This is a genomic window from Nonomuraea sp. NPDC050733, from assembly GCF_040654215.1.
Taxonomy (GTDB): Bacteria; Actinomycetota; Actinomycetes; order Streptosporangiales; family Streptosporangiaceae; genus Nonomuraea.
Genome location: NZ_JBFAHO010000002.1, coordinates 51,600 through 65,357, shown reverse-complemented (window position 1 = coordinate 65,357; position 13,758 = coordinate 51,600). Strand labels below are relative to the sequence as shown.

The window sequence follows — 13,758 nt, the reverse complement described above, 5'->3', positions numbered from 1 at the left end:
GTGTCGAGGGGCGCCGCTCAGGAGCGGGCCGGTTCAGGAGCGGGCCGGTTCAGGAGCGGGGCCGGTTCAGGAGCGGGGCTGGAGGCGTCCGCGCTCCCAGGCGGCGATCTGGGGCGCCACCTGGTCGGCCCAGCGGCCGATCGGCTCCTCGCCGGGCAGCTCCGGCTCCAGCAGCGCGAGCCCCGGCGTCGGGACGAACGCCCCCAGCTCCACCAGCAGCGGCCGGAAGTGGACCTCCACCGCCAGCGCGTGCTTGGGGTGCCCCATGACGAGCACGGGCAGCGCGGCCGTGCCCGCCAGCGCGCCCGGCGGCAACCGGTCGAGGAACGCCTTGAGCAGCCCCGTGTACGTCGCCTTGTAGGTCGGGCTGGCCAGCACCGCGACCGGCGCCCGGCTCAGCAGCTCGACGGCCTCCTCCACGCCGGCGTGCGCGCCGGGGCCGAGCAGGTGGGGCGCCAGGGCCGCCAGGTCGACGACCTCTCCGGGCCCGTCGTGCCCGAGCCGGGCGGCGACGGCCTCGGCGGCGGCGACCGCCGCGCCGTACGTCCTGGACGCGGCACGCGGGTTGCCGACGACGGTGACGATCACGTGGTCCTCCAGAGGGCCGCCGGGAGGACAGGGGGAGCCTGCCGCATGCGTGCGACGCTACACAGGCCCATCCCCCATAGCAACTATTCCTACTTGATTTAAAGGAAATTCACGGGCCGGCCGGGTGCCAGCGGTCCGGTTCGCCGGGAACGCGGGTGATCCTCCCCCGCTCGGCCAGCCAGACCAGGTGCGCGAGCGTCTCGTTGGTGGCCGCGCGACGAGAGAACGCCTGGAACGTCTCCCACGCCCGCGACCAGGTCAGCCGGGTGGCCACCTCCCAGCACGTGATCCCGCCGGTGGCCCCGCCGACGACCCGCTCGACCTCCTCCAGCCGCTCCTCGTGGTGCGCCGTCACGTGGTCCACCCGCCCGGTCAGGTCGCGGAAGCGGTACTCGTGCGCCGGCAGCACCTCCTCCACCTCCAGCTTGCGCACGGCGGCCAGCGAGTCGAGGTAGTCGGCCAGCGGGTTCGGCCGCGACTGCGGGTGCACGGCGACGATCGGGGTGATCTTGGCCAGTACGTGGTCCCCGGAGAACAGCACCCCGCGCGACGGCGAGACGAAGCACAGGTGGCCGGGCGAGTGCCCGGGGGTCCACAGCGCGCGCAGGTCCCAGCCGGGCAGGTCCAGCCGGTCGCCGTCCTCCACCAGCCGGTCCGGGCGCACCGCCGACACCAGGTGCCTGATGGACATCGACGCGCCGGCCAGCTCGTCCACGGTCTCGCCGGGCACGCCGCAGCGGGCGAGCATCTCCCGCTCGCGGCGCACGAGCGAGTCGACGGCCTCGTCGTCGTAGCGCTCGTGGATGAGGGCGGCGTCGGCAGGGTGCAGCCCGATCCACGCGCCCGACGCCTCCCTGACCCGCCCGGCCAGGCCGTAGTGGTCGGGATGGATGTGGGTGACGAGCACCGCCTTCACGTCCGTGATCGCGTAGCCGGCCACGCCGAGCCCCGCGACCAGCGCCTCGTACGCCTCGTCGGTGTTCCAGCCCGCGTCCACGATGGCGACGCCGTCGGGCAGCTCAAGGACGTAGACCAGCACGTACCGCAGGGGGTTGACCGGGATCGGAACCGGCACGGACCACAGCCCGGGCCGCACGCGCTCGACCTCCGGGAGCGCGCCGCGCAGCCACGCGTCGCGCTGGGCCGGACTGGATGGAGTCACCACGAACTTCGCCATGACACTGATTGTCCAGGTATTTCCGAACTATGTTCTACTGGGGAGATGAAGCTGGAACGCGAGACCACCGGCGACGGACGCTTCGCCCGCCAGCCGAACCGCTTCACCGACCGCCTCGGCCCGCCGGAGCCCGGCAGGTACCGGCTCTACGCCTCCTACGCCTGCCCGTGGGCCCAGCGGGTGCTCGTCGTCCGCCGGCTCCTCCATTTGGAGGACCTGCTCGACGTGACGATCGTCGACCCGATCCGCGACGAGAAGGGCTGGCGCGTCCCGGGCGGCGACCCCGAGTACCTGTCGGAGCTGTACCTGGCCACCGACCCGGACTACACGGGCCGCTACACCGTCCCGGCCGTCTGGGACACCGTGGAGCGGCGCATCGTCACCAACGACTTCCCCCAGATCACGCTCGACCTGGAGACGTCCTGGTCCACCACGCCGGACCTGTACCCCGAGCGGCTGCGCCCGGACATCGACGCGCTCAACGACCGGATCTACCACGGCCTCAACAACGCGGTCTACGAGGCGGGCTTCGCCCGGTCGCAGGACGCCTACGAGGAGGCCGTGGCCCGCGTCTTCACGACGCTCGACGAGCTGGAGGAACGGCTCGCGAAGGGCTCGCCGTACCTGTTCGGCGACGCGCTGACCGAGAGCGACGTACGGCTCTACCCGACGCTGGCCAGGTTCGACGCCGTCTACCACGGGCACTTCAAGTGCTCGGTGCGGCGGCTGGTCGACTACCCCGCGCTGTGGGCGTACGCCCGCAGGCTGTACGCCGTCCCGGCCTTCGGCGAGACGACGGACTTCGACCACATCAAGCGCCACTACTACATGACGCAGACGAACATCAACCCGAGCCGGATCGTCCCGGTCGGTCCCGCGATCGACTGGAGCCTGTGACGGCGTCAGGCCGAGCCGAGCCGCTGCGAGGCGGCCGCGAGCGGCCCTCCCGCCGGGGCCGGCGCGGGCATCCGGGCGAACAGCAGCGCCGAGGCGGCCATCAGGACGGCGGCCAGCCCCCACGCGACGCCCGTTCCCCATCCGGTGGCGAGCACGCCGAGGCCCACGTTCGACAGCGCGCCGCCTGCCTGCAGCGCCAGTGAGCTCGTGGAGGCGACCGTGGTGCGCTCCGCCGCGGTGACGGCGTGGTGGGTCATCTCCAGGCACAGCATGCTCGTGATCGACAACCCGACGAACATGACGACGTAGGCCGTACCCGCCGTCGCCAGCCCGGACGCCCCGGACAGCTCGGCGGTGGCGGCGAGCGCGCCGAGCGACAGCGCGGCCAGCACGACGCCCAGGGCCGCGCCCCGCACCGGCCCGCCGGCCAGCCGTGCCGCCCGGGGCGCGACCGTGTTTCCTACGGAGCTCCCCGCGAAGCCCAGGGCCGCGACCAGCGCGTACGCCGTCCCGCCCAGCTCCGCCGACCCGGCCAGCCGGGCCAGCCGGCCGGGCGTCAGCAGCTCCACGGCGGTCAGCGCGACGCCCGTCACCACGGCGTACACCATCAGGCGGCGCAGCACGGCGTGACGGGTCGCCAGCCGCAGGCTCGACAGCACGGTCGCGGGCACGGCGCGCAGCGTCTCCCCCAGCGACGCCCGCCGGTGCGACGGCTCGGGCAGCGCGAGCAGCACCACGGCCAGCAGCATCGCCGCCGCGGCGGCGCCGAGCAGCGGCGGCGCGGCCAGCGGCAGCAGCACGGCCGGCGGCACCACGAGCGGCACGAAGCCGCCGGCGAGCACGCCGAGGCACAGCGCCGCCGACTCCATCGCGCCGCCGCGCGACAGCCCCGGCCGGAGGTCGGCGTCGCGGCCCTCCAGGTCGTGCAGCGTGTCGACGTACCAGGAGGTGGCGGGGCCGCTGGACAGCGCCCGCGCCACCCCCTTGAGCACGCCGGTCAGCACGAACATCCAGAAGGTCGTGGACACCGCCATCAAGGTGAGCGACACGACCGTGAACGCGGCCGACACGGCCAGCACCACGCGGCGGCCCACGACGTCGGCCAGGCCGCCCGTGGGCAGCTCCAGCGAGAGAGTGACGACGGAGAACACGGTGAAGGCCACGCCGATCTGCGCCAGGCTCAGGCCGCGCTCGGTCATCAGCAGGATCATCGTGGTCATCATGAGGCCGCTGGGCAGCCAGGTCAGGAAGCAGACGAGCAGGTAGCGGCGTAACGCCGAACGGGGGGTCATGTGTCCTCCTCCGGGGATCTCTCGGGCTCCGGGAACCTCTCGGTCGGCTGGTCGGGGTCGCGGGTCTCGCTGGGGAAGGCAGCGGCCCACAGGTGGACCTTCCGCGCCTCGGGGTGGCCGGCGTGGCGTGCTTCCAGCTCGCGGACCAGCTCGGCCGCCCGCCGGTAGAACTCGCGCACGGCCTCCGGCGGCAGCACGGCCAGATGGTCGCTCATGCCGGCCGTGGGCACCCACTCCGGGTCCGGGGACTCCTCGAACGCCCGCATCGCCCGTACCAGCGCCTCCACCTGGCGCGCCTGCATGATGCGGACGGCCTCCCAGCCCTCGGGCGTGGCGGCCATGCGGGCGTTGTCCCAGGAGGTGTAGAAGTGGCGGGCGCGCCAGCGGCGCTCCCTGCCGTCGCGCCGGTCGTCGTCCTCCTCGATGAACCCGTACCGGGCCAGGACGCGCAGGTGGTAGCTGGTGGAGCCGGAGCTCTCCCCCACCACCCGCCCCAGCTCGCTGGCCGTCGCGGGCCCGTCGATGCGCAGCAGCCCGAGCAGCCGCACCCGCAGCGGGTGGGCCACCACCTTCAGCACCCGCGGGTCGCCGATCTCGTACTTCTCCTCCACGCCTCGACCCTAGACCGCAAAGACAATTTTGCAAAGTGTTCTTTGCGGTTTTCCACTCCATAAACTGGTTCGCATGCTCGACGACATCCGGGTGGACGACTCCGTCCTCGCCCTGTGCCCCGACTTCGCCGTCCTGGTCATGACCGCCCACGGGCTGCGCAACGGCCCGACGGACGACCGCTCGCGCGGCTGGCTGGAGGCCGCCTCCGCCGACCTGGCCGCCGAGGGCGAGCAGCAGCGCGAGGCGCGGGCCGCCAAGATCGAGGCGTGGCGCGACGCGTACCGCGCCTTCGGGGCCAAGCCGTCGCGCACCCGGCCCTCGGTCGACGCGCTCACCCGCCGCCTGCCGCTGCCCGAGATCAACCAGGTCGTCGACGCGTACAACTCGATCAGCGTGAAGCACGCGCTGCCCATCGGCGGCGAGGACCTCGACCGCTACGACGGCCCGGCGCGGCTGGTCACGGCGGCCGGCGACGAGGCGTCGGAGGAGGCGCTCGGCACGCCCGACGCCGGCGAGGTGATCTGGCGCGACGACACGGGCGTCACCTGCCGCAGGTGGAACTGGCGCCAGGTGGCGCGCACGCGGCTCACCGAGGAGACGGTCAACGCGCTGTTCCTCCTGGAGCGGCTGGAGCCGATGTCGCTGGAGGAGCTGAAGGCCGCGGGCGAGGAGCTGGCCGATCTTCTTTCCGAGCTGTCCCCGGGCGTCCGCATCACCAGCCGGTTGCTGTCCGGCGGGAAATAAACCTCTTCCCTCGGCGTTGATACCAAACAGTGATGTTTACTGCATCACCCCCTTTGACTAGGGGTGCGTGGTCCCTGTTCACGGTCCTGGAAGGATCCGACGGGGTGGCGTGGCCACCCGGGCGCGCGTTGCCGGGTGGGACGAGTAACCTTGGACAGGTTCTCTAACATCAACGCCGATCTGCGGAAGAGGGCGATTTCCGCCGTGTCGTCTGAGTCGTCGCGGACAAACCCGCTGGCAAGCTTTGGTCAGAACGAGTGGCTTGTCGACGAGCTGTACCAGAAGTACCTCCAGGACCCCGAGTCGGTTGACAAGGCCTGGTGGAACTTCTTCGCTGACTACAACCCTGACTACGGACCGGGCCGGAGCCCGGCCAGGGAGGCGGCGAACGGCACAGCGACCGCGCCTCCCCCGGCACCCGCCAAGACGGCGGCTCCTCCGGCCCCCAAGACCATCGAAAAGCCGGCCGCACCGTCCCCTGACGGGGTGGCCGCCAAGCCGGCGCAGCCGGTCGCACCGGCGCCGAAGGGCGCCGAGGAGATAAGGCTGCGCGGGGCGGCGGCCCGCACGGCCGCCAACATGGACCTCTCGCTGTCGGTCCCCACCGCGACCAGCGTCCGCGCCATCCCGGCCAAGCTGCTCATCGACAACCGCATCGTGATCAACAATCACCTCAAGCGGGGACGTGGCGGCAAGGTCTCCTTCACGCACCTGATCGGCTTCGCGATCGTCAAGGCGCTGAAGGCCATGCCGGAGATGAACCACTCCTTCGCCGAGGTCGACGGCAAGCCGACGCTCGTCAAGCCCGAGCATGTCGGGTTCGGCCTGGCCATCGACGTCCAGAAGAGCAACGGTGAGCGCCAGCTACTCGTGCCGTCCATCAAGGCGGCCGAGCAGATGGACTTCCGCCAGTTCTGGATGGCGTACGAGGAGATCGTCCGAAAGGCTCGGGCGGGCAAGCTCGGCGTCGACGACTTCGCCGGCACCACGATCTCGCTGACCAACCCCGGCACGATCGGCACCGTCCACTCCGTGCCCCGCCTGATGCCCGGCCAGGGCACGATCATCGGCGTGGGCGCGATGGAGTACCCGGCCGAGTACCAGGGCGCCTCCCCCGAGACGCTCTCGCGCCTGGCCGTCTCCAAGGTCATGACGCTGACCAGCACCTACGACCACCGGATCATCCAGGGCGCCCAGTCGGGCGACTTCCTGCGCCAGATCCACCGGCTGCTGCTCGGCGAGGACGGCTTCTACGACGAGATCTTCGAGGCGCTGCGGATCCCGTACGAGCCGGTCCGCTGGGTGCGCGACATCTCGGCCTCGCACGACGACGACGTGGCCAAGTCCGCCCGGGTGATCGAGCTGATCCACGCCTACCGGGTGCGCGGCCATCTCATGGCCGAGACCGACCCGCTGGAGTACAAGCAGCGCAAGCACCCCGACCTCGACATCCAGTCCCACGGCCTGACGCTGTGGGACCTGGAGCGGGAGTTCGCCACCGGCGGCTTCGGCGGCAAGCCGCTGATGAAGCTGCGCGACATCCTGGGCGTGCTGCGCGACTCCTACTGCCGCACGGTCGGCATCGAGTACATGCACATCCAGAACCCCGAGGAGCGGGCCTGGATCCAGGCGCGGGTGGAGAAGCCGCACACCTCCCCCGACCGCGAGGAGCAGCTCAACATCCTGTCGCGGCTCAACACCGCCGAGGCGTTCGAGACGTTCCTGCAGACGAAGTTCGTCGGCCAGAAGCGCTTCTCGCTGGAGGGCGGCGAGTCGCTCATCCCGCTGCTCGACTCGGTGATCAGTGACGCCGCCGACGAGGGCCTCGACGAGGTCGTCATCGGCATGGCCCACCGGGGCCGCCTCAACGTGCTGGCCAACATCGTCGGCAAGTCGTACGCGCAGATCTTCGGCGAGTTCGAGGGCAACATCGACCCGCGCACGGCGCACGGATCCGGCGACGTGAAGTACCACCTGGGCGCGGCCGGCGAGTTCACCGCGCTGAGCGGCAAGACCATCACCGCCTCGGTGGTGGCCAACCCGTCGCACCTGGAGGCGGTGGACCCCGTCCTGGAGGGCGTCGTCCGCGCCAAGCAGGACCTCCTGGAGCGCGGCGAGGAGGGCTTCACGGTCCTGCCGGTGCTCATCCACGGCGACGCGGCCTTCGCCGGCCAGGGCGTCGTGGCCGAGACGCTCAACCTGTCGCAGCTGCGCGGCTACCGCACCGGCGGCACCGTGCACGTGGTGGTCAACAACCAGGTCGGCTTCACCACCTCGCCGGCCTCGTCCCGCTCCAGCGTCTACGCGACCGACGTCGCGCGGATGATCCAGGCGCCGATCTTCCACGTCAACGGCGACGACCCCGAGGCCGTGGTCCGCGTCGGGCAGCTCGCCTACGAGTACCGCCAGACGTTCCGCAAGGACGTGGTCATCGACCTCATCTGCTACCGCCGCCGCGGCCACAACGAGGGCGACAACCCGGCCTTCACCCAGCCGCTGATGTACGACCTGATCGACGCCAAGCGCTCGACCCGCAAGCTCTACACCGAGGCGCTGATCGGCCGGGGCGACATCACGGTCGAGGAGGCCGAGCAGGCGCTGCGCGACTACCAGGCCAAGCTGGAGCAGGCGTTCACCGAGACCCGCGAGGCGGCCAAGAAGCCGCTGGAGGCGGGCGCGATGCGGGTGCCGCCCACCGAGGTGGTCAAGTGGTCGCACGACGACACGCCGACGGCCATCAGCGACGAGACGCTCAAGCGCATCATCGACACCCAGCTCAACCTGCCCGAGGGCTTCACGCCGCACCCGCGCCTGGCGCCGGTGATCCAGCGCCGCGGCACGATGGTCGAGCAGGACGCCATCGACTGGAGCACGGGTGAGACGCTGGCCTTCGGGTCGCTGCTCATCGACGGCCACCCGGTGCGTCTGGTCGGCCAGGACTCCCGCCGCGGCACGTTCACCCAGCGCCACGCCGTGCTGGTCGACCGGCTGACCGGCGAGGAGCACACCCCGCTGAAGACCTTCAACCAGGGCACCACGAAGTTCTACGTCTACGACTCGCTGCTCAGCGAGTTCGCGGCGCTCGGCTTCGAGTACGGCTACAGCGTCGTGCGCCCGGACGCCCTGGTGGCCTGGGAGGCGCAGTTCGGCGACTTCGTCAACGGCGCTCAGACGATCATCGACGAGTTCATCTCGTCCGGTGAGCAGAAGTGGGGCCAGAAGTCGGGGGTCGTGCTGCTGCTGCCGCACGGCTACGAGGGGCAGGGTCCCGACCACTCCTCGGCCCGCATCGAGCGCTTCCTCCAGGTCTGCGCGCTCGACAACATGACGGTCGCCCAGCCGAGCACCCCGGCCAACTACTTCCACCTGCTGCGTTGGCAGGTGGAGTCCGGCCGGCACAAGCCGCTGGTGGTCTTCACGCCCAAGTCGTTGCTGCGCCACAAGGGGGCCACGTCCAAGGCGGACGACTTCACCTCGGGCACGTTCCAGCCGGTTCTCAGCGACACGACCGTCGATCCGGCGAAGGTCACCAAGGTGGTCCTCTGCTCCGGCAGGGTCTACTACGACCTGGCGGCCAAGCGCGACGAGAGCGGCCGCGACGACGTCGCGATCGTGCGGCTGGAGCGGCTCTACCCGTTCCCGGGTGACGAGCTGGCCGCCGAGCTGGGCCGCTACGGCCAGCAGGCGCAGCTCGTCTGGGCGCAGGACGAGCCGATCAACATGGGCCCGTGGCCGTACCTCGCGCTCAAGCTGGCCGAGGACCCGCAGCTGTTCGGCGGTCGCGCGCTCAGCCGCGTGTCCCGCCCGGCCAACAGCTCGCCCGCGGCCGGTTCGCACAACGCTCACGACAACGAGCTGCACGAGATGCTCAGCCAGATCTTCGGCTGATCGGCTCGTCCGAGACCCCCGCCGGCCCGCGCCGGCGGGGGTTTCTCGTTGAGCGGCCCGGACCGGGCGGCGCGGCGGGCTTACTAGAGTTGAGGCCGGGGACCCCGTGTCCCGGCAGCACGGCGATCGAAACGGAGCACGATGTACTTCACCGACCGGGGGATCGAGGAGCTGGTCGACAGGCGCGGCGAGGAGGAGGTCAGCCTCCTCTGGCTGGGTGAGCGGCTGCGCGAGTTCGTGGACCTCAACCCCGAGTTCGAGACCCCGATCGAGCGGCTGGCCACCTGGCTGGCCCGCCTCGACGACGAGGACGAGTGACGGCGGGAGGACCCGTCCGCCTTCCGGTGCCGCATCGGCCCGCGTAAACGCGATACATCTTGAGTTTCCGTAGGACGCGACATATCGTGTCTTACGTGAAGAGCGTGTCGCCAGAAAGGGCGGGGACCATGCAGCACTGGACCATCGACGACTCCGGACAGCTGACGTTCGGGCCGGTGCGGGCGCTTGACGTGCGGATCGTAGGGGGCCGGCTCGCGGTGCTCGCCAGCGACGGCCCGCCCGCCCTCGAGATCGCCGAGATCACCGGCGCGCCGCTGATCGTGACGTACGACGAGGAGACCGGCGAGCTGTCCGTCGCCTACAAGGACCTCACCTGGGACGGCATGCTCGACTTGATACGCAACAAGCTGCGGCGCACCGTCGCCACGCTGACCGTGCCGAAGGACTGCCAGGTCAAGGCGGGTGTGGTCAACGCCTCGGCGGTGATCGCCGGGTTCGAGAACCTCACCTCGGTCAAGAGCGTCTCCGGAGACGTCGTGCTCGACGGCGTGAGCGGCGAGGTGAGCGCCGGCACCGTGTCCGGCAGCGTCGAGAGCCGGGCCATGGCCGGCGACCTGTCGTTCACCAGCGTGTCCGGCGACCTGACCGTCGCCCAGGGGGTCCCGCGCCGGCTGCGCGCCAACAGCGTGTCCGGCCGTGTCACGGCAGACCTGGAGCTGCGGCCGACGGGTCATGTGACGCTCGCCAGCGTCTCGGGTGACATCCTGGTCAGGCTGCCCGAGGACGTGGAGGCGGACGTGCGGCTGCGGTCCACCTCCGGACGGCTGGTCAGCACGTTCGAGAAACTGTCCAACGAGAGCAGGCCCGGCGCGAAGTCGCTGTCGGGTCGGCTCGGTGGCGGCATGGCCTCGCTGTCGGCGACGACGGTCTCCGGCGAGGTGGCGCTGCTCAAGGGGGAGAAAGAATGAGCCCTGTGTTCGGTCACGGCCGCCTGCGGCTGTACCTGCTGAAGCTGCTGGACGAGAGCCCCCGCCACGGCTACGAGGTGATCCGGCTGCTCCAGGACCGATTCCTCGGCGTGTACTCACCCTCCCCCGGCACCATCTACCCGCGCCTGGCCCGCCTGGAGGAGGAGGGGCTGGTCACGCACGAGGTGGTCGACGGCAAGAAGGTGTTCTCGATCACCGACAAGGGCCGCGAGGAGCTGAACGCCCGCCTCGACGAGCTCGACGACCTGGAGCAGGAGATCTCCGCCTCCGTGCGCGACATCGCGCGCGAGGTCAAGGAGGACGTGCGCGACACGGTCAAGTCGCTGCGCGAGGAGCTGACCAGGATGGCCAAGGACGTGCGCGTCGGCTCGCCGGCCGACCTCCGCCGGCAGAAGGCCGACATGGAGCGGCTCAAGCAGCAGCAGAAGCGGCAGTGGCTGGAGCACGCGCAGCACTGGCAGGGCGAGAGCCAGCGGCTGACGACCGAGTGGCGCCGGATCTGGGCCGAGGTGTGGTCCACGCTCGGCGGCGCTCCGGCCTCGCGGGCCCAGCTCGACGCGGAGCTCGGCGGCATGCTGGCCGACTTCGTGGCCCAGGTGCGCGAGCAGGCGTCCGACCCCCGGCTGGACCGCGAGCGGCTGGAGCGCGTGCGCGCCGCACTGGACGAGGCGTCCGGACGGATCCGCGACGCGCTCCGGTGACGGTCAGGCGCGGCCGACGGCGCTGGGCCCCGGAGCGGCGCGGCGAGCGCGGCAGGTGAGCGGCGTGTCAGGCGGTGAAGACGATCTTTCCGAACACGTCGCCCGCGGCCAGCGCGGCGAACCCGTCGCGGGCCTCGGCCAGCGGCAGCGTCCGGTCGACGACCGGCCGCACCCCCGTCTGCTCCAGGAAGACCGCCAGGCGCTGGAGCTGGTCACGGGTGCCCATGGTGGTGCCCACCACGGAGAGCTGGAGAAAGAAGACCCGGTTCAGGTCGGCCGGCGGCACCGCGCCGCTGGTCGCGCCCGACACCACGATCCGGCCGCCCGGCCTGAGCGACTTGAGCGAATGGTCCCAGGTGGCCTGGCCGACGGTCTCCATCACCGCGTCCACCCGCTCGGGCAGCCGCGCGCCCGTCTCGAAGACCTGGTCGGCTCCCAGCTCCAGGGCCCGCTCCCGCTTGTCCGCCGAGCGGCTGGTGGCCCAGACACGGAAGCCCCCGGCGCGGCCCAGCGCGATCAGCGCGGTGGCGACACCGCCGCCCGCTCCCTGCACGAGCACCGTCGAGCCCGGCTGGAGCCCCGCCTTGTCGAAGAGCATCCGGTAGGCGGTCAGCCAGGCCGTCGGCAGGCACGCCGCCTGCTCGAACGTGAGCGCGGCCGGCTTGGGCACGAGGTTGCGGCGCGGCACGGCGACCCGCTCGGCGAACGTGCCGTCGTGGACCTCCGACAGCAGCGAGCGCTTCGGGTCGAGCGTCTCGTCGGCGCCGCTGCCGATCACCGCGTGCACGATGACCTCGTTGCCGTCCTCGTCGACCCCGGCCGCGTCGCAGCCGAGCACGATCGGCAGCCGGTCCTGGCGGATGCCGACGCCCTTGAGCGTCCACAGGTCGTGGTGGTTGAGCGCGGCGGCCCGTACGGTGACGGTGGTCCAGCCGTCCGGGGTCTCGGGCTCGGGCCGCTCACCGAGCGTCAGCCCGGCCAGAGGGTTGTCGGGATCTGTCTGTGTGGCGGTTACGGCGAACATGGCCGCACCCTACTTCAGCGTGATCCGGATCTCCTTGACCGCCCGCTCGACGAACGCGGGCGAGCCGGCGGCGGCGATCTGCACCCCGTCGCGGCAGACAACCCTGGCCGACCGGCCACGGCGGTCGATCATCATGGGCGGCTGGGAGGCACGGCCGCAGTCCGGCACCGGGATGAGGCCCACGACGTCGCCCGCCACACCGCCGAACCAGAGCTGCGGCCCCACCGGGTCGCCCTGGACGGTCTCCCCCGGCGCGGCCAGGCGGACCGGGGGCGTGGCGGTCAGCACCAGGTAGCCGCCCTTGGTCACCCGGCCGCGGATGTGCCCGGCCGCCGCCATGCGCTGCTCGAAGCTCAGCCCGTCGGGCCGGTCGTACAGCGCGAGGCGCCAGTGGCCGAACGCGAACAGCAGCACCTGCCCGTACGAGCCGCTGCCCGGCTGGCGCGGCCACAGGTCGACGTTCGGCGTGAGGCTCCGGAGCGGCGGGCCGCCCTTCGACACCTCGGCCTCGCCGCCGTACGGCGCGGACATGCGGCGGTACTGGCCGGCCACCCAGACGCCCTGGAACGGCCGCGAGCCGAGTGCGGCGAGCCCGACCCGCGACGGGTAGCGGACCTCGGCGGGGGCGCCGTCGGGGAAGACGACGCGAAGGACCTCGTCGCCGCCCTTCACCCTGGGGGTGACCTGCAGGAGGTTGGGCTCGGCCCTCGTCGTGGTCAGGGGCGCGGCGGGGCGGGTGGTCCCGTGTCCTGGGGGGAGGGACCGCGGGTCGGGTTCGGGGTCGCGGCCGGCGAGCAGCCCGGCGACCGGGATGGCGAGCAGCGCCACGAGCACCGCCACACCGGTCCACCGCCGGCGGCGGCCCTGCCCTCCGGCCTCGATGACGTCGAACTGATCGGCCACGGCCGTCCTCATGTCGTGCGCGCTCTCGCCTTCCGCCTCAGTCCAGACCAGTGTCGGGGTGCCGCGCATTCACCTGATCGCCACATTGACCTTCCCCCACCGCATGACGACGGGACCCCGGCCGTCGGCCGGGGTCCCGTCGCGGTGTGACCGTCAGGGCAGCTGGAAGACCGAGCCCGTCGCGGCCGACATCTCACAGCCGTTGGAGAACGTGCGTTCGTAGCGGACCGGCCGGCCCGCCCAGATGCCGAGCGCCGAGACGCGCACCGGGTTGTACTCCATCGTGCAGACCGCGTCGGTACGCGAGGGCAGCCGGGCGGGGTCGCCGCCGGCCCTTTCGAGGGCGATGCAGGCGGGCTTCGACGAACGTGCCTTGCAGGACAGCACGCCCCCCTTGTCGCCAACAATGATCACGAAAAGCCTCCGGTCCGTGTCAGGAGAGCGAGTCTCGGCCACGGCGGGCGAGGCGGCGAATGCCGTACAGGAAAGCACGGCGAGACAGAGAAGTCGACGCATGCTCGCAGCCTGCCCTGGCCTCTGACCTGCGGCAACGACCGACACGTGGGAGCAGTCTCACCTATCCGGACGGTCTCCTTGACACCGTTCTTATGGGACACAAGTCACACTTGATCAGATAACGAATCTCTATCCGAGCTGCAATACA

Annotated in this window: 13 protein-coding genes; 6 read left to right on the top strand and 7 right to left on the bottom strand. The window is 71.4% G+C overall.

Annotation, left to right across the window (positions count from 1 at the left end):
- Positions 1-66: 66 nt before the first annotated feature.
- Positions 67-588 (bottom strand): NAD(P)H-dependent oxidoreductase, encoded by a 522-nt coding sequence (locus AB0H64_RS03970; protein WP_357619839.1) that lies wholly within the window; start codon positions 586-588, stop codon positions 67-69.
- A gap of 109 nt (positions 589-697) precedes the next feature.
- On the bottom strand, positions 698-1,765 hold the full coding sequence (locus tag AB0H64_RS03965) for an MBL fold metallo-hydrolase (RefSeq protein ID WP_357619837.1): 1,068 nt from the start codon (positions 1,763-1,765) through the stop codon (positions 698-700).
- A gap of 45 nt (positions 1,766-1,810) precedes the next feature.
- On the opposite strand from AB0H64_RS03965, the gene AB0H64_RS03960 reads away from it, so the two are divergent.
- Positions 1,811-2,662 carry a glutathione S-transferase C-terminal domain-containing protein gene (locus tag AB0H64_RS03960; protein WP_357619835.1) on the top strand — a complete coding sequence of 284 codons (852 nt, stop codon included), beginning with the start codon at positions 1,811-1,813 and terminating at the stop codon, positions 2,660-2,662.
- Positions 2,663-2,667: 5 nt separating this feature from the next.
- On the opposite strand, the gene AB0H64_RS03955 is transcribed toward AB0H64_RS03960, so the two are convergent.
- Positions 2,668-3,954: an MFS transporter gene (locus AB0H64_RS03955; RefSeq protein WP_357619832.1), complete on the bottom strand. Its 1,287-nt coding sequence runs from the start codon at positions 3,952-3,954 to the stop codon at positions 2,668-2,670.
- Positions 3,951-4,565, bottom strand: a complete 615-nt coding sequence (locus AB0H64_RS03950) for a helix-turn-helix domain-containing protein (RefSeq protein ID WP_357619830.1) — start codon at positions 4,563-4,565, stop codon at positions 3,951-3,953. The genes AB0H64_RS03955 and AB0H64_RS03950 overlap by 4 nt, the downstream gene beginning before the upstream one ends.
- 73 nt (positions 4,566-4,638) lie before the next feature.
- Here AB0H64_RS03950 and AB0H64_RS03945 point away from each other — a divergent pair, with 73 nt between their 5' ends.
- The 5 genes from AB0H64_RS03945 to AB0H64_RS03925 all read left to right on the top strand — a co-directional run bounded on the left by AB0H64_RS03945 (position 4,639) and on the right by AB0H64_RS03925 (position 11,167).
- Positions 4,639-5,310 (top strand): phenylalanine--tRNA ligase beta subunit-related protein, encoded by a 672-nt coding sequence (locus AB0H64_RS03945; RefSeq protein WP_357619828.1) that lies wholly within the window; start codon positions 4,639-4,641, stop codon positions 5,308-5,310.
- Positions 5,311-5,514: 204 nt separating this feature from the next.
- Positions 5,515-9,198 carry a multifunctional oxoglutarate decarboxylase/oxoglutarate dehydrogenase thiamine pyrophosphate-binding subunit/dihydrolipoyllysine-residue succinyltransferase subunit gene (locus tag AB0H64_RS03940; RefSeq protein ID WP_357619826.1) on the top strand — a complete coding sequence of 1,228 codons (3,684 nt, stop codon included), beginning with the start codon at positions 5,515-5,517 and terminating at the stop codon, positions 9,196-9,198.
- Positions 9,199-9,339: 141 nt separating this feature from the next.
- Positions 9,340-9,516, top strand: coding sequence for a DUF6104 family protein (locus tag AB0H64_RS03935; RefSeq protein WP_310708615.1), 177 nt, complete (start codon positions 9,340-9,342; stop codon positions 9,514-9,516).
- A gap of 95 nt (positions 9,517-9,611) precedes the next feature.
- A complete protein-coding gene (locus tag AB0H64_RS03930; protein ID WP_357619824.1) occupies positions 9,612-10,445 on the top strand; it encodes a DUF4097 family beta strand repeat-containing protein in 834 nt (277 codons plus the stop codon).
- Entirely contained in the window at positions 10,442-11,167 is a 726-nt protein-coding gene (locus AB0H64_RS03925; RefSeq protein WP_357619822.1) for a PadR family transcriptional regulator, read from the top strand. Before AB0H64_RS03930 ends, AB0H64_RS03925 begins: the two co-directional genes overlap by 4 nt.
- Positions 11,168-11,234: 67 nt before the next feature.
- On the opposite strand, the gene AB0H64_RS03920 is transcribed toward AB0H64_RS03925, so the two are convergent.
- The 3 genes from AB0H64_RS03920 to AB0H64_RS03910 form a co-directional block, all read right to left on the bottom strand.
- The gene (locus AB0H64_RS03920; RefSeq protein ID WP_357619820.1) at positions 11,235-12,191 is read right to left on the bottom strand and encodes a zinc-binding dehydrogenase; all 957 of its coding nucleotides are present in this window, start codon (positions 12,189-12,191) and stop codon (positions 11,235-11,237) included.
- A 9-nt stretch (positions 12,192-12,200) separates the two neighbouring features.
- A complete protein-coding gene (locus AB0H64_RS03915) occupies positions 12,201-13,094 on the bottom strand; it encodes a hypothetical protein (protein ID WP_357619817.1) in 894 nt (297 codons plus the stop codon).
- Positions 13,095-13,247: 153 nt separating this feature from the next.
- The gene (locus tag AB0H64_RS03910) at positions 13,248-13,508 is read right to left on the bottom strand and encodes an SSI family serine proteinase inhibitor (protein ID WP_357619815.1); all 261 of its coding nucleotides are present in this window, start codon (positions 13,506-13,508) and stop codon (positions 13,248-13,250) included.
- Positions 13,509-13,758: the final 250 nt, after the last annotated feature.

Coding starts and splice junctions, on each gene's coding strand:
- AB0H64_RS03965 (WP_357619837.1), bottom strand. CDS start 1,765: ATGGCGAAGTTCGTGGTGACTCCATCCAGTCCGGCCCAGCGCGACGCG.
- AB0H64_RS03960 (WP_357619835.1), top strand. CDS start 1,811: ATGAAGCTGGAACGCGAGACCACCGGCGACGGACGCTTCGCCCGCCAG.
- AB0H64_RS03955 (WP_357619832.1), bottom strand. CDS start 3,954: ATGACCCCCCGTTCGGCGTTACGCCGCTACCTGCTCGTCTGCTTCCTG.
- AB0H64_RS03945 (WP_357619828.1), top strand. CDS start 4,639: ATGCTCGACGACATCCGGGTGGACGACTCCGTCCTCGCCCTGTGCCCC.
- AB0H64_RS03935 (WP_310708615.1), top strand. CDS start 9,340: ATGTACTTCACCGACCGGGGGATCGAGGAGCTGGTCGACAGGCGCGGC.
- AB0H64_RS03925 (WP_357619822.1), top strand. CDS start 10,442: ATGAGCCCTGTGTTCGGTCACGGCCGCCTGCGGCTGTACCTGCTGAAG.
- AB0H64_RS03920 (WP_357619820.1), bottom strand. CDS start 12,191: ATGTTCGCCGTAACCGCCACACAGACAGATCCCGACAACCCTCTGGCC.